Origin of the sequence: Pseudomonas morbosilactucae, assembly GCF_023241665.1 — a bacterium.
Classification (GTDB): Bacteria; Pseudomonadota; Gammaproteobacteria; order Pseudomonadales; family Pseudomonadaceae; genus Aquipseudomonas; species Aquipseudomonas morbosilactucae.
In genome coordinates this window covers 33,833-52,770 of sequence record NZ_JALQCX010000052.1, presented here as the reverse complement: position 1 = coordinate 52,770, position 18,938 = coordinate 33,833, and the positions used below count along the sequence as shown (strand labels likewise).

Annotated in this window: 16 protein-coding genes; 6 read left to right on the top strand and 10 right to left on the bottom strand. The window is 62.0% G+C overall.

The window, feature by feature from the left end; all coding sequences use genetic code 11:
* Positions 1–209: 209 nt before the first annotated feature.
* Positions 210–2,060 (bottom strand): sigma-54-dependent Fis family transcriptional regulator, encoded by a 1,851-nt coding sequence (locus M1B35_RS25475; protein ID WP_268263423.1) that lies wholly within the window; start codon positions 2,058–2,060, stop codon positions 210–212.
* Between the two features lie 287 nt (positions 2,061–2,347).
* On the opposite strand from M1B35_RS25475, the gene M1B35_RS25470 reads away from it, so the two are divergent.
* Genes M1B35_RS25470 through M1B35_RS25445 form a run of 6 tightly spaced genes read left to right on the top strand, consistent with a single transcriptional unit; the run spans position 2,348 to position 8,288 of the window.
* Entirely contained in the window at positions 2,348–3,442 is a 1,095-nt protein-coding gene (locus M1B35_RS25470) for an ABC transporter ATP-binding protein (RefSeq protein WP_123335489.1), read from the top strand.
* Positions 3,442–4,539: an ABC transporter ATP-binding protein gene (locus M1B35_RS25465; protein ID WP_268263422.1), complete on the top strand. Its 1,098-nt coding sequence runs from the start codon at positions 3,442–3,444 to the stop codon at positions 4,537–4,539. The genes M1B35_RS25470 and M1B35_RS25465 overlap by 1 nt, the downstream gene beginning before the upstream one ends.
* Complete coding sequence (locus M1B35_RS25460) at positions 4,536–5,402, top strand: carbohydrate ABC transporter permease (protein WP_123335492.1); 867 nt, start codon at positions 4,536–4,538, stop codon at positions 5,400–5,402. Before M1B35_RS25465 ends, M1B35_RS25460 begins: the two co-directional genes overlap by 4 nt.
* Positions 5,403–5,409: 7 nt before the next feature.
* Positions 5,410–6,210, top strand: a complete 801-nt coding sequence (locus M1B35_RS25455; RefSeq protein ID WP_123335494.1) for a carbohydrate ABC transporter permease — start codon at positions 5,410–5,412, stop codon at positions 6,208–6,210.
* A gap of 10 nt (positions 6,211–6,220) precedes the next feature.
* Positions 6,221–6,493 (top strand): DUF2160 domain-containing protein, encoded by a 273-nt coding sequence (locus M1B35_RS25450; protein WP_123335496.1) that lies wholly within the window; start codon positions 6,221–6,223, stop codon positions 6,491–6,493.
* A 52-nt stretch (positions 6,494–6,545) separates the two neighbouring features.
* A complete protein-coding gene (locus M1B35_RS25445; RefSeq protein ID WP_123335498.1) occupies positions 6,546–8,288 on the top strand; it encodes an ABC transporter substrate-binding protein in 1,743 nt (580 codons plus the stop codon).
* A 72-nt stretch (positions 8,289–8,360) separates the two neighbouring features.
* Here the strand turns inward: M1B35_RS25445 and M1B35_RS25440 are convergent, their stop codons facing one another.
* The 9 genes from M1B35_RS25440 to nuoG form a co-directional block, all read right to left on the bottom strand.
* Positions 8,361–8,675, bottom strand: a complete 315-nt coding sequence (locus M1B35_RS25440; RefSeq protein WP_268263421.1) for a helix-turn-helix domain-containing protein — start codon at positions 8,673–8,675, stop codon at positions 8,361–8,363.
* Positions 8,676–8,927: 252 nt separating this feature from the next.
* On the bottom strand, positions 8,928–10,391 hold the full coding sequence (gene nuoN, locus M1B35_RS25435; protein WP_123335502.1) for an NADH-quinone oxidoreductase subunit NuoN: 1,464 nt from the start codon (positions 10,389–10,391) through the stop codon (positions 8,928–8,930).
* Between the two features lie 7 nt (positions 10,392–10,398).
* On the bottom strand, positions 10,399–11,931 hold the full coding sequence (gene nuoM / locus M1B35_RS25430; RefSeq protein ID WP_123335504.1) for an NADH-quinone oxidoreductase subunit M: 1,533 nt from the start codon (positions 11,929–11,931) through the stop codon (positions 10,399–10,401).
* A gap of 39 nt (positions 11,932–11,970) precedes the next feature.
* The gene (nuoL, locus tag M1B35_RS25425) at positions 11,971–13,824 is read right to left on the bottom strand and encodes an NADH-quinone oxidoreductase subunit L (RefSeq protein WP_268263420.1); all 1,854 of its coding nucleotides are present in this window, start codon (positions 13,822–13,824) and stop codon (positions 11,971–11,973) included.
* Positions 13,821–14,129, bottom strand: coding sequence for an NADH-quinone oxidoreductase subunit NuoK (gene nuoK, locus M1B35_RS25420; RefSeq protein ID WP_044463936.1), 309 nt, complete (start codon positions 14,127–14,129; stop codon positions 13,821–13,823). Before nuoK ends, nuoL begins: the two co-directional genes overlap by 4 nt.
* Before the next feature lie 4 nt (positions 14,130–14,133).
* On the bottom strand, positions 14,134–14,634 hold the full coding sequence (gene nuoJ / locus M1B35_RS25415) for an NADH-quinone oxidoreductase subunit J (protein WP_123335507.1): 501 nt from the start codon (positions 14,632–14,634) through the stop codon (positions 14,134–14,136).
* A 9-nt stretch (positions 14,635–14,643) separates the two neighbouring features.
* On the bottom strand, positions 14,644–15,192 hold the full coding sequence (gene nuoI, locus M1B35_RS25410) for an NADH-quinone oxidoreductase subunit NuoI (RefSeq protein ID WP_007920177.1): 549 nt from the start codon (positions 15,190–15,192) through the stop codon (positions 14,644–14,646).
* 11 nt (positions 15,193–15,203) lie between these two features.
* A complete protein-coding gene (gene nuoH, locus M1B35_RS25405; RefSeq protein ID WP_123335509.1) occupies positions 15,204–16,211 on the bottom strand; it encodes an NADH-quinone oxidoreductase subunit NuoH in 1,008 nt (335 codons plus the stop codon).
* Entirely contained in the window at positions 16,208–18,922 is a 2,715-nt protein-coding gene (gene nuoG, locus M1B35_RS25400) for an NADH-quinone oxidoreductase subunit NuoG (RefSeq protein WP_123335511.1), read from the bottom strand. Before nuoG ends, nuoH begins: the two co-directional genes overlap by 4 nt.
* Positions 18,923–18,938: the final 16 nt, after the last annotated feature.

Genomic DNA, 18,938 nt, shown 5'->3' with positions numbered 1-18,938 from the left:
GAGCCGGCTCGCCGGCGATGGGGTCTGTGAATATGGCGCAAGGCTTGTTGGCGCCATCGCTGGCAAGCCAGCTCCTACACCAGATCACGATTCACACCCACCCTGTAGGAGCCGGCTCGCCGGCGATGGGGCCTGTGAACATGACGCAAGGCCCGTTGGCGCCATCGCTGGCAAGCCAGCTCCTACAGCGGATGCGGGGTTTGGGTGCATCAGTTGTCCACTTGCCGTAACCGCTTGTAGAGGGTGTTGCGGCTGACGCCCAGGCGTCGGGCCAGATGGGAGATGTTGCCGCCCACGGCCTGCAGCTGGCGCTGCAGGTCGGCCATGTCGTCCAGGTCCATGCGGCTGGTGGGGAGCGGGGTGGTGACGGGCTGCATCTCCAGGTCGACAAAAAAATCATCCGGCAGATGTTCGGCCCGCACCGGCTGGTCCTCGGCCATGGCCAGGGCCACCTGGATCACGCTGCTGACCTGGCGCAGGTTGCCGGGCCAGGGGTGGCGTTCGAACAGCTCCAGCACATCGCGGCTCAAGCCTGCCCATTGGCTGGGCTCGCGGTGTTGCTCCCAGATCCGCTTGAACAGCGCCTGCTTGTCGCTGCGTTCGCGCAGGGGTGGCAGTTCCAGGGTCAGGCCGCCGATGCGGTAGTACAGGTCTTCCCTGAAACGCCCCAGTTGCACCTGTTCGCGCAGGGCGCGGTTGGTGGCGGAGATGATGCGCAGGTCCACCGGGAACAGTTCGCTGCTGCCCACCGGTTGTACACAGCGCTCTTGCAGCACCCGCAGCAGCCGTGCCTGGGTCGGCAGGGGCATATCGCCAATCTCGTCGAGGAACAGCGTGCCTTGGTCGGCGCTGCGGATCAGGCCGATGCTGCCCTTTTGGTTGGCACCGGTGAAGGCGCCTTTTTCATAGCCAAACAGTTCCGACTCCACCAGCTCGGCGGGGATCGCCGCACAGTTCACCGCGACCAGCGGCCGTTTGCTGCGCGAACTGGCCTGGTGCAGGGCGGTGACGAAGATCTCTTTGCCGACCCCGGTTTCGCCGTGGATCAGCAGCGGAATGTCCTTCTCCAGCAGGCGTTCAGCCTGGCGCACGGCCTTTTCCACCCGGCTGTCGCCAAAGTGCAGGGTGCCGAGGCTGATGGCTTCGTGGCCGGGCGTGGCCGTCGGGCTGGCGGCTGCGGCCGCTACCCTCGTCTGGGTCGGCGCCAGCAACGGCCGCTTAAGCAGGCAGTGGAAGCGATTGCGCCCGGAGGCCTGCAGGGCAAAAGGCAAGCCCTCGGGCTGGTTGAGCAGTTCAGACAGCGAGACCTGGAACAGCTGTTCGATGCCGACCCGGGACAGGCTGAGGCCCAGCAGATTGTCGGCGCGGCGGTTGGCGGAGAGCACCTGGCCGCTGTCATCGAAAATCAGCAGGCCGGCCCATTGGCTGTCCAGGTTGTTCAGCCCGGTGTTGAAGGTCAGTTGGAAATGCCGCCCTTGGAACAGATTGAGGATCAGCCGGTTCTCCACCGTCTGGCTCATCATTTTGACCATGCCCAGGGTGTGGGAGGGCGGCAGGTAACTGTCGCTGGACACATCCAGCACGGCGATCAGCTTGCGCTCGGCGTCGAAGATCGGTGCCGCCGAACCGGTCATGAAACGGTTGGCCTTGAGGAAGTGTTCATCGTGTTCGATGTGCACCGCCTGGGCACAGGCCAGGGCGGTGCCGATGGCGTTGGTGCCGGTGCAGTGTTCCTGCCAGTTGGCCCCGGCCTTGAAGCCGCGACTCAGGGCCGGGTCGATAAAGCGCTGGGTGCCCCAGGACGTCAACACCTGGCCCTGGTGGTCGGCGAGCATGATCAGGCAGTTGGAGTTGCTGAGGATGTTCTCGTAATAGGGCAGCACTTCCTGGTGGGTGGTGTGCACCAGCGATTGCTGGCTGTCCAGCAATTGGGCGATGCCCTGGGCCGGCAGCGGGTCGAAGGCCGGGGCGCTCTGATGGTCGAGGCCGAACGCCCGGCATCGGTTCCAGGAGTCCTTGATGATGGTGTCGTGGGGCAGATTCGGGGCGGGGGAGCTCATGGCGGTCAGCCTCTGAAACGCTTTTTTGTTGTTATGGGGCGTACGCCGGCAAGGAGGGCGGTGCCCAAGCGTCCATTCAGTGTTGTTCACAATTGTTCATTGTCAACCGAGTGGCTGTTCAATTGTTCAGTCGAAACTGTTCATTTGTGTTCAGCACTGAAAATTGCCCATGGGCGATTTTCTCCTAATCCGATGCACATCAATGGCTTGGCAGGGAGCATGGGGACTGGCACGAAACTCGCTCTGCTGTCCCGGTCGCTTGACTCCAATAATAAAAAGGCCGAGCCATGTCATTAACACTGGAGCACGTCAGTCGCGTCGTCGAGGGCCAGACCTGGATCGATGATGCGTCGCTGCGTTTTGAACCCGGGTCCTTCAATGTCCTGCTGGGGCGCACCCTGTCCGGCAAGACCAGCCTGATGCGGCTGATGGCCGGCCTGGACAAGCCCGACAGCGGGCGCATCCTGATGAACGGGGTGGACGTCACCCAGCGCCCGGTGCGCCTGCGCAACGTGTCCATGGTCTACCAGCAGTTCATCAACTACCCGACCATGACCGTGTTCGAGAACATCGCCTCGCCGCTGCGCCAGGCCGGGGTGTCGGCCGAGCTGATCCAGAGCAAGGTGCTGGAAACCGCGCAGATGCTGCGTATCGAGAAATTCCTGCAACGCCATCCGTTGGAACTGTCCGGCGGCCAGCAGCAGCGCACGGCCATGGCCCGGGCCCTGGTCAAGGACGCCGAGCTGATCCTGTTCGACGAGCCCCTGGTCAACCTCGACTACAAGCTGCGCGAAGAGCTGCGCCAGGAGATGCGCGAGCTGTTCGAGGCGCGCCACACCATCGCCGTCTACGCCACCACCGAACCCAATGAAGCCCTGGCCCTGGGCGGCACTACCACCATCCTTCATGAGGGCCGCGTGGTGCAGAGCGGCAAGAGCGCCGAGGTCTATCACCAGCCGCAGACCATGCTGGCTGCCGAGCTGTTTTCCGAGCCGCCGATCAACCTGATGCCCGGGCGCATTGCCGGCAATGAAGTGAGCTTCGCCAATTTCGTGCACTTCCCGCTGAACGTGGACCTGCGGCCGATTGGCGAGGGTGAGTTCCGCTTCGGTGTGCGCCCGAGCCATATCTCGCTGGTGCCCAGCAACGACGACGACCTGGAACTGGCGGTGACCGTCGAGGTGGCGGAAATCAGCGGCTCGGAAACCTTCCTCCACGTACGCAACGAGCATTTCCTGTTGGTGCTGCACCTTCCCGGCGTCCACGAATACGACGTCGACGCGCCGATCCGCATCTACATCCCCACCCACAAACTGTTTGTCTTCGATGCCCAGGGCCGTTTGGTCCAGGCCCCGGGACGGCGTGTCGCGAGGGTTGCCTGATGGCTGAAATTCGTTTGCAAAACCTCGCCCACAGCTACAGCCGTCACCCGGCCGCGCCCGAGGACTACGCGATCCGCGAGATGAACCATGTGTGGGAGCAGGGCGGCGCCTATGCCTTGCTCGGGCCGTCTGGCTGCGGCAAGTCGACCCTGCTCAATATCATCTCCGGGTTGCTCAGCCCGTCGGAAGGCCAGGTGCTGTTCGACACCCGGGTGGTCAATGACCTGACCCCGGAGAAGCGCAACATCGCCCAGGTTTTTCAGTTTCCGGTGGTCTACGACACCATGACGGTGTTCGACAACCTGGCCTTTCCCCTGCGTAACCAGGGCATGGCCGAAGCGAAGATTCACAGCAAGGTGCAGGAGATTGCCGAAGTCCTGGATTTGCAGGCCCTGCTGAACAAGAAGGCGCGCAATCTCAGCGCCGACGAGAAGCAAAAGGTTTCCATGGGCCGCGGGCTGGTGCGCGACGACGTATCGGCGATCCTGTTCGACGAACCGCTGACGGTGATCGACCCGCACCTGAAATGGAAACTGCGGCGCAAGCTCAAGCAGATCCATGAGCAGTTCAACATCACCATGGTCTACGTCACCCACGACCAGCTCGAAGCCTCGACCTTCGCCGACAAGATTGCGGTGATGTACGGCGGGCAGATCGTCCAGTTCGGTACGCCGCGGGAGTTGTTCGAGCGCCCGAGCCACACCTTTGTCGGCTATTTCATCGGCAGCCCGGGAATGAACCTGATCGAGGTGCGCGCCGAAGCCGGGGGCGTGCGCTTTGCCGGCACCCATGTGCCGTTGTCCGAGGCGCTGCAGCGGCGCATCGCCGAGACCGATTACAGCAGCCTGAAAGTCGGCATTCGCCCCGAGTTTGTCCATGTCTGGGATGAACCTTATGAGGACGGGCTGCAGGCCGAGGTGGTGCACGTCGAAGACCTGGGCACCTACAAGATCATGACCTTGAGGCTTGATGGCGCCCTGCTGAAAGTGCGCCTGACGGAAGACAAGCCAGTGCCCCAGGGCCAGGCCTGCATCAGCTTTCCGGCCCAATGGCTGATGGTCTATGCCGATGACTACCTGCTGGAGGTGCAGCCATGAACAAGGTGCAGAACAATAAGGCCTGGTGGCTGGTATTACCGGTGTTCCTGCTGGTGGCCTTCAGTGCGGTGATCCCGATGATGACCGTGGTCAACTATTCGGTGCAGGACATTTTCGATCAGTCGAGCCGCTATTTCGTCGGTGCCGACTGGTATCGGCAGGTGCTGCTGGACCCGCGCCTGCACGATTCGCTGCTGCGCCAGTTCATCTACTCCGCCTGCGTGCTGCTGATCGAGATTCCCTTGGGCATCGCCATCGCCCTGACCATGCCCAGCAAGGGGCGCTGGTCGTCCCTGGTGCTGATCATTCTGGCGATCCCGCTGCTGATTCCGTGGAACGTGGTGGGCACCATCTGGCAGATCTTCGGCCGTGCCGACATCGGGCTGCTGGGCTCGACCCTGAATGCCATGGGCATCAGCTACAACTACGCGGCCAACACCATGGACGCCTGGGTCACGGTGCTGGTGATGGACGTCTGGCACTGGACCTCGCTGGTGGCGCTGCTGTGCTACTCGGGGTTACGGGCCATTCCGGACGTGTACTACCAGGCCGCACGCATCGACCGGGCCTCGAGCTGGGCAGTGTTTCGGCATATCCAGCTGCCGAAGATGAAGAGCGTGCTGCTGATCGCTGTGATGCTGCGCTTCATGGACAGTTTCATGATCTACACCGAGCCTTTTGTACTGACCGGCGGCGGGCCAGGCAATGCCACCACCTTCCTCAGCCAGACCCTGACCCAGATGGCGGTCGGGCAATTCGACCTGGGCCCGGCGGCGGCGTTTTCCCTGGTGTACTTCCTGATCATCCTGTTGGTGTCCTGGCTTTTCTACACCGCCATGACTCACTCCGACGCCAGCCGCTGAGGTCGCCATGAGCAAGAGAAAGCTGATTCCGCTGCTGATCTACATCCTGTTCCTGCTGGTGCCGATCTACTGGTTGCTGAACATGTCGTTCAAGAGCAACACCGAGATCCTTGGCGGCCTGACCCTGTGGCCCCAGGACTTCACCTGGCACAACTACAAGGTGATCTTCACCGACCCCAGTTGGTACACCGGTTACCTCAACTCGCTGTACTACGTGAGCTTGAACACGGTGATCTCCCTGAGCGTGGCGTTGCCGGCAGCGTATGCGTTCTCGCGCTACCGCTTTCTCGGCGACAAGCACCTGTTCTTCTGGCTGCTGACCAATCGCATGGCGCCGCCCGCGGTGTTCCTGCTGCCGTTCTTCCAGCTGTATTCCTCCATCGGCCTGTTCGATACCCACATCGCCGTGGCCCTGGCCCACTGCCTGTTCAACGTGCCGCTGGCGGTATGGATCCTTGAAGGCTTCATGTCCGGGGTGCCGAAGGAAATCGACGAGACGGCCTACATCGACGGCTACAGTTTTCCCAAGTTCTTCGTGAAGATCTTCGTCCCGCTGATTGGCTCGGGCATCGGTGTTACGGCGTTTTTCTGCTTCATGTTTTCCTGGGTCGAGCTGCTGCTGGCGCGGACCCTGACGTCGGTCAACGCCAAACCCATTGCTGCGGTGATGACGCGCACGGTGTCCGCCTCGGGGATCGACTGGGGCGTGTTGGCGGCGGCGGGGGTGCTAACCATCTTGCCGGGCATGCTGGTGATCTGGTTTGTCCGTAACCATGTGGCCAAGGGCTTTGCCCTGGGCCGGGTCTGAGGAATCGATGATGGAATGGATGGCCTGGACCACCCCCACGGCAGCCTTCTTTGGTGCCATCGCCCTGTTGCTGGTGGGCATGACCAGCTGGGAATTGCGTTCGCCGAGCATTCCTCGGCGCGGCTTTCTGCCGATTGTCACTACCCGTGGCGATCGGCTGTTTATCGGTCTTCTCGGCAGCGCCTACCTGCACCTGATGGTGATAGGCGTGACCGACTGGAGCATTTGGGTGGCGTCCGCGCTGTCCCTGGTGTGGCTGTTGGTGGTGATGCGTTGGGGTTAGCCGGGCACCCTTGCTTGGCGATCCCGCTCCGAAATCTAACCAGGAGGTCTCTATGTTCGACAAAAACAATAAGCTGCGACATAGCGTTTCATTGGCAGCCATGCTGGCGCTCAGCGGGTTGAGTGCTGCGGCCTGGGCCGATGCCTATGAGGACGCGGCGAAGAAGTGGATTGGCAGCGAATTCAAGCCGTCTACCCTCACTGAAGCCCAGCAGTTGGAAGAGCTGAAGTGGTTTATCAAGGCCTCGGAGCCGTTCCGCGGGATGAAGATCAACGTGGTCTCGGAAACCCTGACCACTCACGAGTACGAGTCCAAGGTGCTGGCCAAGGCGTTCAGCGAAATCACCGGGATCAAGCTGACCCACGACTTGCTGCAGGAAGGCGACGTGGTGGAGAAGCTGCAAACCCAGATGCAGTCCGACAAGAACATCTACGACGGCTGGGTCAACGATTCAGACCTGATCGGTACACACTTTCGCTATGGCAAGACAGAATCCATCACCGACCTGATGGCCAATGAGGGCAAGGCCTACACCTCGCCGACCCTGGACCTCAAGGACTTCATCGGCATCTCCTTCACCACGGCGCCAGACGGCAAGATCTATCAGCTTCCTGACCAGCAGTTCGCCAACCTCTACTGGTTCCGCGCCGACTGGTTCGAGCGGGCCGACTTGAAAGCCAAGTTCAAGGAGAAGTACGGCTACGAGTTGGGCGTGCCAGTGAACTGGTCGGCCTATGAAGACATCGCCAAATTCTTCACCGAAGACGTCAAGGAAATCGACGGCAAGCGGGTCTATGGGCACATGGACTACGGCAAGAAAGACCCGTCCCTGGGTTGGCGTTTCACCGATGCCTGGTTCTCCATGGCCGGCGGCGGCGACAAGGGGCTGCCCAACGGCTTGCCGGTGGACGAGTGGGGGATTCGTGTGGAGGACTGCCACCCGGTGGGTTCCAGCGTCACCCGAGGCGGCGACACCAACGGCCCGGCGGCGGTCTTCGCCACACAGAAATACGTGGATTGGATGAAGGCCTATGCCCCCCCGGAAGCGGCGGGCATGACCTTCTCCGAATCCGGGCCGGTGCCGTCCCAGGGCAATATCGCTCAGCAGATCTTCTGGTACACCGCTTTCACTGCCGACATGACCAAGCCGGGCCTCGCGGTGATGAACGCCGATGGCACGCCAAAATGGCGGATGGCGCCGTCACCACGTGGACCGTACTGGGAAGAGGGCATGAAGCTGGGGTATCAGGACGTGGGCTCCTGGACCTTTATGAAGTCCACGCCGGAGAAACAGAAACTGGCGGCCTGGCTGTATGCCCAGTTCGTGACCTCGAAAACCGTTTCGCTGAAGAAAACCATCGTCGGCCTGACACCGATTCGCGAGTCGGACATCAACTCCCAGGCCATGACCGACCTGGCGCCGAAGCTCGGTGGCCTGGTGGAGTTCTACCGCAGCCCGGCCCGGGTGCAATGGACCCCGACCGGGACCAACGTACCGGACTATCCGCGCCTGGCTCAGCTGTGGTGGAGCCACATCTCGGAAGCCGCCAGTGGCGAGAAAACTCCGCAACAGGCCCTCGACGGCCTGGCCAAGGATCAGGACGCGATCATGACGCGGCTTGAGCGCTCCAAGGCCCAGGCGGTGTGTGCGCCGAAGATGAACCCGGAACGGGATGCCCAGTACTGGTTCGACCAACCGGGTGCGCCTAAACCGAAACTGGCCAACGAGAAGCCCAAGGGCGAGACCGTCAGCTACAACGAACTGCTCAAGTCGTGGGAGGCGGCGCGTAAATAATTGTCCTTTGTGACCCCCTGCAACGGCACCCTCGGGTGCCGTTTTTTTTGCCAGGGGCGAAATAGCCGGGTTTCAGGCCAGCGCCGCCAGACGCTCGACCGTATCGGGAAAGCGCTCCACCAGGCGAATCAGGGTGGTGGCCTGGGCATTGGGCCTGGCCCGTCCCTGCTCCCAGTTTTCCAGGGTCCGGGTATTGGTGCGCAGGTACATGGCAAACACCGATCGGGACAGGTTCAGTTGCTGGCGTACGGCGAGCACTTCTTCTGCGGTGATGGGGGGCAATTTGGGTAGCTTTATATGATGGGTGCGCAGGGTGATCTTGCCTTGGCGCTCATCAGCTAGGGCGTCCACGCCTTCCAACAGTTCGGAGAAAATGTCACGTTTCATGGCGGGTTCTGGCCTCTGGTTCAGTTTCCAGCTTGTGCTTGAACAGCTTTCTCTGAGAAAGCGACAGGTCGACTAGTTGGCCTGCCCACTACCTTAAGGCTTGTGCCTGGGGCTAGATGTCAGGCGCGTCTTTAAACGTTGAAGGGCGTTTCTGTAAATGGTGGGAAAGAAGGGGAGGGCGGGCAGTCGGAACCCTGAAATGCAAAACGGCACCCGAAGGTGCCGTTCTGTTTGAACCGTGGAGCGTGGCGATCAGCCCGCCAGGCCCGCGTGCTGGACCAGGGTCAGCAGCGGTTGCGGGTAGACGCCGAGGAAGAACGCCAGCAGGGCAATGGCCAGCAGCATCACGCCACCTGCCTTTTGCTCCCAGTGCAGTTCAGCATCGACGCGACGCAGGTTCGGCTCGATCAGGTACAGGGTGACCATCACGCGCAGGTAGTAGAAGACGCCGATGGCGCTGCCCAGTACCAGGGAACCTACCAGCCACCATTGGTGCGCTTCGACACCGGTAGCGATGATGTAGAACTTGCCGATAAAGCCCGCCGTCAGCGGAATGCCGGCCAGGGACAGCATCATCACGGTCAGCACGGCGGTCAGGTACGGACGACGCCAGAACAGGCCGCGGTACTCGTACAGGGCGTCGGCGTCACGGCCTTTGTACGGCGAGGACATCAGGGTGATCACGCCGAAAGCGCCGAGGCTGGTGATCACGTAGGTGACCAGGTACACACCGATGGCTTCCATCGCCAGGCCCTTGCTGGCGATCAGGGCGATCAACAGGTAGCCGAAGTGGGCGATGGACGAGTAACCCAGCAGACGCTTGAGGTTGCTTTGGGTCAGGGCCAACAGGTTACCGAACAGGATCGAGGCAATCGCGATCACGGTCAGCACGTTGCTCAGCACGCCGGTGTTGGCCACTGGCGACAGCTGGAACAGACGCACCAGCACCGCAAACACTGCCACCTTGCTGGCGGTGGCCAGGAAGGCTGCAACCGGAGCCGGGGCCCCTTCGTAGACGTCCGGGGTCCAGAGGTGGAACGGTACCAGGGACAGCTTGAACGCCAGGCCGATCAGCATCATGCCCAGGCCCAGTTGGGCCAGTGGGCTTGGCAGGCCGGTGGCCGCCAGGGCCTGGCCGATGCCGCTGAAGCTCAGGCTGCCGGCTTCTGCATAAAGCAGGGCCATGCCGAACAACAGGAAGCCTGAACCCGCCGCCGACAGCACCATGTACTTGATGCCGGCTTCCAGGGAGCGCTTGTTGAAGAAGGCATACGCCACCAGGCCGTAGACCGGGACCGAGAGCAGTTCCAGGCCAATGAACAGGCCCGCCAGGTGCTGGGCACTGACCAGAACCAGACCGCCAGCGGCGGCCAGCAGGATCAGCAGGTACAGCTCTTCACGGTTGCCCGGGTAGCCGGTGCCACCGTCGCCCAGGTAGGCGTGGGCGAGGGTGACGCAGGCCAGGGTGGCCACCAGGATCAGTGCCATGTACAGGCAGGCGAACTGGTCGATTTGCAGCAGTGGCGTCACGGCCAGGGGCGCGACTTTCAAGGCTGGGAAGATCGACAGCAACGCCAGGTTGAGGCCGGCCACGGACAGCAGGAAGGTCTGGGAGTGATTGCGACGCCAGGCGATCGCCAGCATCACCACGACAACGGTGAGGCTGGTGATCAACAGCGGCGCGAGGGCGATAAAGTGTTGAATCGTGAATTCCATAGCGCTCTTACCGGGCCGAAGCGAGTTGAGTGAAGGCGGTGCTGAGCCATTGCTGCACGCCATGCATCGTAGCGGCAGAGGTATCGAGGAACGGTTGCGGGTACACGCCGATGTAGATCAGCAGCACCGCCAGTCCCAGCACCATGATCAGTTCGCGAGCATCCATGCCGTGCAGCACCGCGTCCGATTTGGACGGGCCGAAGTAGGCACGGTGGATCATGATCAGCGAGTAGACCGAACCGAACACCAGGCCGGAGGTGGCAATCGCGGTGATCCATGGTGCGCTGACGAAGGTACCGATCAGGATCAGGAACTCGCCCACGAAGTTACCGGTGCCCGGCAAGCCCAGGGACGCGGCTGCGAAGAACAGGCTGATGGCCGGCAAGTAGGCGATACGCGACCACAGGCCGCCCATTTCACGCATGTCGCGGGTGTGAGTGCGCTCGTACAACTGGCCGCTGAGGATAAACAGCGCGGCGGCCGAAACACCGTGGGCCAGCATCTGGATCACCGCGCCCTGCAGGGCTTGCTGGCTGCCGGAGTAGATACCGATCAGCACGAAGCCCATGTGGGAAACGCTGGAGAAGGCGATCAGGCGCTTGATGTCGGTCTGGGCGAACGCCAGGAAGGCACCGTAGAAAATCCCGATCAGGCCCAGGGTCATGGCGATCGGTGCGAACTCGGCCGAGGCGTTGGGGAACAACGGCAGGGCAAAGCGCAGCAGGCCATAGGCCGCGGTCTTCAGCAGGATGCCCGCCAGGTCCACGGAACCGGCGGTCGGTGCCTGGGCGTGAGCATCAGGCAGCCAGGAGTGGAACGGCACCACCGGCAGCTTGACCGCGAAGGCGATGAAGAAGCCGAGCATCAGGATGTACTCGGTGGTCATCGACATCTTGGTCTTCAACAGGTCGGCGTAGTTGAAGGTAATCACGCCGGTGTTGTTGAAGTTGACCAGTACCAGACCGAGGATCGCCACCAGCATGATCAGGCCGGAAGCCTGAGTGAAGATGAAGAACTTGGTCGCGGCGTAGATCCGGGTTTTCTTGCCGTCCGACGAACTGTGACCCCAGAGCGCGATGAGGAAGTACATCGGCACCAGCATCATTTCCCAGAAGAAGAAGAACATGAACAGGTCGAGGGCGAGGAACACGCCGACGACACCGCCCAGGATCCACATCAGGTTCAGGTGGAAGAAGCCCACGTGACGCTGAATCTCTTTCCAGGAGCAGAGTACCGAGAGGATACCCAGCAGGCCGGTCAGCAGGATCATCAACAGCGACAGGCCGTCCAGCGCCAGGTGCACGTTGATGCCGAAGCGTTCGATCCAGACATGCTTGAACTCGATGGCCCAAGTGGGATCGGCGCCGGGCGCCGGAGCAAATGAATAGTTGCCATGGGCCCACAGCCAGAGGCCGAGGGCGAGTTCCAGGGACATGGTCAACAGCGCAATCCAGCGGGGGAGGGTGGCGCCGAAGCGCTCACCCAGCCAGCACAGCAGGCCGCCGATGAAGGGGATCAGGATTAGCCAAGGCAGAATCATGACGGGCTCAATTCCTTTCGCAAGTTCGCAAGGTTCATATCAGACCGCTACCAGCACGATGGCGCCGATAACCAGCACGGCACCAGCAGCCATCGAGGCGGCATACCAACGCAGTTGACCGGTCTCGGTACGGCTCAGGGCGTTGTGACCCCCTTTGGCCATGCGCGGGATCAAACCGATGGTCTGATCGAGCGGGTCTTTGCGCAGTACATGGCTGATCGCCAGGTATGGCTTGACGAACAGTTTGTCGTAGATCCAGTCGAAGCCCCAGGCAGCGAACCACCAGGCCGAAAGGAAGCGCCCGATGCCGCTGTTGGCGACCGCGGTCACGAAGCGACGCTTGCCGAGGAACAGCAGGGCCGCCAGCAGGATACCGGCCAGGGCAATGGCGCCCGAGGCGATTTCCAGGCTGTGCTTGGCGTCACCACCGGCATGACCCACGCTTTGCGGCAGGACGCCGTGCAGCGGCGGGGTGATCATGGCGCCGATCGCGGTCGACAGAATGATCAGCACACCCAGTGGCAGCCAGTGGGAAATCCCGTGGCCGGCGTGGGCGTCAGTCTTGGCTTCACCGTGGAAGGTGATGAAGATCAGGCGGAAGGTGTACAGCGACGTCATGAACGCGCCGACCAGGCCGGCATACAGCAGACCGTGGTTACCGCTGGCGAAGGCTTCCCAGAGGATCTCGTCCTTGGAGTAGAAGCCCGCAGTCACCAGAGGCAGGGCCGCCAGGGCCGCACCGCCGACGATGAAGCTGGCGTAGGCCAACGGCAGTTTCTTCCACAGGCCGCCCATCTTGAAGATGTTCTGCTCGTGGTGGCAGGCAACGATCACCGCACCGGACGCGAGGAACAGCAGGGCCTTGAAGAAGGCGTGGGTCATCAGGTGGAAGATTGCGCCGTCCCAGGCGCCAACGCCCAGGGCCAGGAACATGTAGCCGATCTGGCTCATGGTCGAGTAGGCGAGGATACGCTTGATGTCGGTCTGCACCAGAGCAGCAAAGCCGGCCAGGACCAGGGTCACGCCGCCAACCACGCCCACCAGGTGCAGGATGTCCGGCGCCAGGGTGAACAGGCCGTGGGTACGGGCGATCAGGTAGACACCGGCGGTCACCATGGTGGCGGCGTGGATCAGTGCCGACACAGGGGTTGGACCGGCCATTGCGTCTGCCAGCCAGGTTTGCAGCGGCAGTTGCGCCGATTTACCGACAGCGCCGCCCAGCAGCATCAGGGTCGCCAAGGTGATCCAGAAGTCGCCGGCCTGGAACTTCTGCGGTGCCAGCACCAGCAGTTCCTGGACGTTCAGCGTGCCCACTTGTTGGAACAGGATGAACAGGCCGATGGCCATGAACACGTCGCCGATACGGGTGACGATAAAGGCCTTGAGGGCGGCGTTACCGTTGTTGCGGTTGCTGTAGTAGAAACCGATCAACAGGTAGCTGCACAGGCCCACGCCTTCCCAACCGAAGTACAGGAACAACAGGTTATCGCCGAGGATCAGGAACAGCATGCTGGCGATAAACAGGTTGGTGTAGGCGAAGAAGCGCGAGTAACCGTCTTCACCGCGCATGTACCAGGACGCGAACAGGTGGATCAGGAAGCCCACACCGACGACCACGCCGAGCATGGTCACGGACAGGCCATCCAGGTAGAGGGCGAAGTTCGGTGCGAAACCGTCCACCGACATCCACTGCCACAGCACTTGGGTGTAGTGACCACCCTCGGGCGGCGCGACGTTGAATTGCCAGATCACGTAGGCGGTGACGATGGCCGAGAGGCCAATGGAGCCGACACCGATCAGGGCTGCAAGGTTTTCCGAGAGGCGTCCACGGGAGAACGACAGCAGCAGGAAACCGATCAGGGGGAATACGAAAGTCAGAAAGAGAAGGTTCATCCGCGCATCTCGCTGGCTGCATCGATATCGAGAGTGTGGAAGCGGCGATACAGCTGCAACAGGATCGCCAGGCCAATACTGGCCTCGGCGGCTGCCAGGCTGATCACCAGGATGAACATCACTTGTCCATCCGGCTGCGCCCAGCGGGCGCCAGCGACGATGAAGGCCAATGCCGAGGCGTTCATCATCACTTCCAGGCTCATCAACACGAAGAGGATGTTACGGCGGACCATCAGGCCGACCAGACCGAGGCAGAACAGGATGCCGGCAACGGCCAGACCATGTTCGAGAGGGATAGCAGGCATGGTATTACTCCTTCGCCTCGTTGCGGCCCAAATGGAACGCCGTGACGGCTGCGGCGAGCAGCAGCATCGAGGCGAGTTCGACCACCAGCAGGTAAGGACCGAACAGGCTGATGCCCACTTCCTTGGCGCTGACAGTGGTTTGACCGATACCGGCACCGCTCTGGTGGCTGAACAATACGTACAGCAGTTCAGCCAGCAGCAGCGCGGCGAGAATCACCGGGCCGACCCAGATGCCGGGCTTGAGCCAGATACGCTCTTGCTGCACCGCGGCCGGGCCGAGGTTGAGCATCATCACCACGAACACGAACAGCACCATGATGGCGCCGGCGTAGGCGATCACTTCCAGGGCCCCGGCGAACGGTGCGCCGAGGCAGAAGAAGGTCATGGCCACGGCGATCAACGAAATGATCAGGTAGAGCAGGGCGTGCACAGGGTTGGTGTTGGTGACCACGCGGAGCGTGGACACAACGGCGACACCTGACGCGAAATAGAAAGCGAATTCCATCGTTCTTCCTTAAGGCAGCAAGCTCTTCACGTTGATCGGCTCGGCTTCGTTTTGCGCGGAGCCTTTTGGCTTACCGGCAATGGCCATACCTGCAACACGATAGAAGTTGTAATCAGGGTTCTTTCCGGGACCGGAGATCAGCAGATCTTCTTTCTCGTAAACCAGGTCCTGACGTTTGAACTCGGCCATCTCGAAATCCGGTGTCAGCTGGATCGCGGTGGTCGGGCAAGCTTCCTCGCAGAGGCCGCAGAAAATGCAGCGCGAGAAGTTGATGCGGAAGAAGTCCGGGTACCAGCGACCGTCTTCGGTTTCAGCTTTCTGCAGCGAGATGCAACCCACCGGGCATGCCACGGCGCACAGGTTGCAGGCTACGCAGCGTTCTTCGCCGTCGGGGTCGCGGGTGAGCACGATGCGGCCGCGGTAGCGCGGCGGCAGGTACACCGCCTCTTCGGGGTATTGCAGGGTGTCGCGTTTGCGGAAGCCATGGCCGAAAACCATCACCAGGCTGCGCAACTGGGTACCGGTACCCTTAACGATGTCGCCAATATATTTGAACATGGGTCAAATCCTCACTGAACCGCGCCCGCTGGCGTGTTCAACAACACGATCGCAGCGGTCACCAGCAAATTGATCAGGGTCAGCGGCAGGCAGAATTTCCAGCTGAAATCCATCACCTGGTCATAACGCGGACGCGGGATAGAAGCGCGCAGCAGGATGAACAGCATGATGAAGAACGCGGTCTTCAGGGCGAACCAGACGAAGGACAGTTGCGGCAGGATGCCGAACGGACCGTGCCAGCCACCGAAGAACAGGGTGACCAGCAATGCCGAGATCAAGATGATGCCGATGTACTCACCGACGAAGAACATGCCCCATTTCATGCCGGCATATTCAATGTGGTAACCGTCGGCCAGTTCCTGTTCCGCTTCCGGCTGGTCGAAGGGGTGACGGTGAGTCACGGCCACGCCAGCGATGAAGAAGGTACAGAAGCCGAAGAACTGCGGAATGATGAACCACAGGTTCTGCGCCTGGTACTCGACGATGTCGCGCATGTTGAAGGAGCCGACCTGAATCACGATGCCCATCAGCGCCAGGCCCATGAACACTTCATAGGACACGGTCTGGGCCGAAGCCCGCAGGGCGCCCAGGAGGGCGAACTTGTTGTTACTCGACCAGCCGGCGAACAGCACCGCGTAGACCGACAAGCCGGCCATGGCGAAGAAGAACAGCAGGCCGATGTTCAGGTCCGCGACACCCCAGGTCGGGGTGATCGGGATGATGGCGAAGGCGATCAGCAAGGCGCTCATGGCCACGACCGGTGCCAGGGTGAAGATCACCTTGTCGGCAAACGGCGGGGTCCAGTCTTCCTTGAAGAACATCTTCAGCATGTCGGCGGCGATCTGGAACATGCCAAACGGGCCAACGCGGTTCGGACCGTAACGGTCCTGCCACCAGCCCAGCAGGCGACGTTCGACAAAGCTCAACAGCGCACCGCAGACCACAACGGCCAGCAGGATGACGATGGCTTTGATGACCGTCAGGATCACGTCGATCACTTCAGGGGTGAACCAGGTCATTGCGCTGCCTCCTGCAGACCGTCAACGGATTTGCCAAAGATCGCCGGTGGAATACCCGCCAGGCCAGCAGGCAGGCCCACCAGGCCAGCACCCAGCTCTTCGTTGATGCGCAGTGGCAGACGCAAGGTCTGGCCAGCGACATTCACCGCGAGCAGGGCGCCCTCGTTGACACCCAGGCGATCGGCTTCGGACTTGGCCAGGGCGACGTAAGGCGCCGGGATGCGTTCCTGGACCGGAGCGGCTTTGGAAGAGTTCTCTTCGCTGCCGAACAGGTGGTAGAACGGCACCGCTTGCCAAGTGCCTTGCGCCGGGGAGAAGGCGCGTGGCGCAGTGGCGAACCAGTTGAGCCGGTCGCCCTGGGTTTCGATCAGGCGGGTGCCCGGGTCACCGGCACGCAGATGACCGCCGACTTCGTCCTGGAACTTGTTCCACGCCTGCGGCGAGTTCCAACCTGGCGACCAGGCGAACGGCACTTGCTGACGGGGTTCGGCGGAGCCCGAGTAACCTTCCATGGAGAAGGCGAACGCGGTGTCGGTGTCTTGCGGGGTACGCGGTTCGTGCACGCTGATGTTGGCGCGCATGGCTGTACGGCCGGAGTAACGCAGCGGCTCACGGGCCAGCTTCATGCCCTTGATACGGAATGCTGCGGACGGTGCGGCGTCGACGATACGGGCCAGTTGCGGTGCGCTGGAAGCGACGGCAGCCGTCACGTGGTCGAGCTGGGTCCAGTCGATCGGCTGGTTCAGCAGCGTGGCGCGCAGGGCATGCAGCCAGCGCCAGCCTTCGTGGACCAGGATGCTGGCGTCCATGTACTTCGGATCGAAGACCTGGAAGAAGCGCTGCGCACGGCCTTCCTGGCTGACCAGGGTACCGTCGCCTTCGGCGAAGCTGGCTGCTGGCAGGACCAGGTGGGCGCGGTCGCTGGTGGCGGTTTTCTGGTGGTCGGCGACGATCACGACTTTCGCCGCGTTCAGCGCTGCATCCACCTTGGCCGAATCGGTGCGGGTGTAGAGGTCGTTTTCCAGGACCACCAGCGCATCGGCTTGGCCGTCGATCACCGCTTGCAGGGCGGCATCCACCGACTCGCCACCGAGCATGGCCAGGCCGAGGCTGTTGGCCTCCGGCACAATCAGGCTGATGGAGCCGGCTTTTTCGCGCAGCTTCAGGGCCTTGGCGATGTTGGCAGCGGCTTCGATCAGCGCCTTGGAACCCAGGGAGGTACCGGCAATGATCAGTGGGCGCTTGGCCGCCAGCAGGGCGTCGGCGATGCGTTTGGCCAGCTCCAGGGCCTCGCTGTCCAGGCCTTCAACGGCCGGGGCGCTGGCGTCGAGGGCGTGGGCCACGGCGAAACCGATACGCGCCAGGTCGTCGGGGGCTGCATGCACGCATTCCTCGGCCACGTCGTCGAGCTTGGTTTCAGCCAGGCTGGCGATAAACAGCGGGTTCAGCGCGTGCTGGCCGATGTTCTTCACCGCGGCGTCGAGCCAAGGCTGGACGCGCATGGCGTCGGCCATTTCTTCAGCCTTGCCCTTGACCGACTGGCGCAGGGCCAGGGCCACGCGGGCGGCGGTTTGGGTCAGGTCTTCACCGAGGACGAAAATCGCGTCGTGGTCTTCGATGTCGCGCATGTTCGGTACTGGCAGCGGGCTGTCGTTCAGCACTTGCAGGACCAGGCGGATGCGCTCCAGCTCGGAGGCTTCGATACCGGAGTAGAAGTGCTCGGCGCCGACCAGTTCACGCAACGCGAAGTTGCTTTCCAGGCTGGCGCGTGGCGAACCGATACCGACGATGTTGCGACCGCGCAGCAGGTCGGCGGCTTTATCCAGCGCGTCGTCCAGGCTCAGCTTGGCGCCATCGGCCAGCAGTGGCTGACGTGGGCGGTCTTCGCGGTTGACGTAGCCATAGCCGAAACGGCCACGGTCGCACAGGAAGTACTGGTTGACCGAACCGTTGTAACGGTTCTCGATGCGGCGCAGCTCGCCGTAACGTTCGCCCGGGGAGATGTTGCAACCGCTGGAGCAGCCATGGCAGATGCTCGGCGAGAACTGCATGTCCCATTTGCGGTTGTAGCGCTCGGAGTGAGTCTTGTCGGTGAACACACCGGTCGGGCAGACCTCGGTGAGGTTGCCGGAGAACTCGCTTTCCAGCACGCCGTCTTCAACGCGACCGAAGTACACGTTGTCGTGTGCGCCGAATACGCCGAGGTCGGTGCCGCCGGCGTAGTCCTTGTAGAAACGCACGCAGCGATAGCAGGCAATGCAGCGGTTCATTTCGTGGGAAATGAACGGGCCGAGGTCCTGGTTCTGGTGGGTACGCTTGGTGAAGCGATAACGGCGCTCGTTGTGGCCGGTCATCACCGTCATGTCTTGCAGGTGGCAGTGACCGCCTTCCTCACAGACCGGGCAGTCGTGGGGGTGGTTGGTCATCAGCCATTCAACAACACTGGCGCGGAAGGCCTTAGATTCTTCATCGTCGATGGAGATCCAGGTGTTGTCGGTGGCCGGCGTCATGCAGGACATGACGATACGACCACGGGTGTCGTTCTCGTCGGTGTACTGCTTGACCGCGCACTGGCGACAGGCACCGACGCTACCTAAAGCGGGGTGCCAGCAGAAATAAGGGATGTCGAGGCCTAGTGACAGACATGCCTGTAACAGGTTGTCTGCCCCATCGACTTCGAGCGCTTTGCCGTCTACGTGGATAGTGGCCATGGTTCAAAGGTCTTCG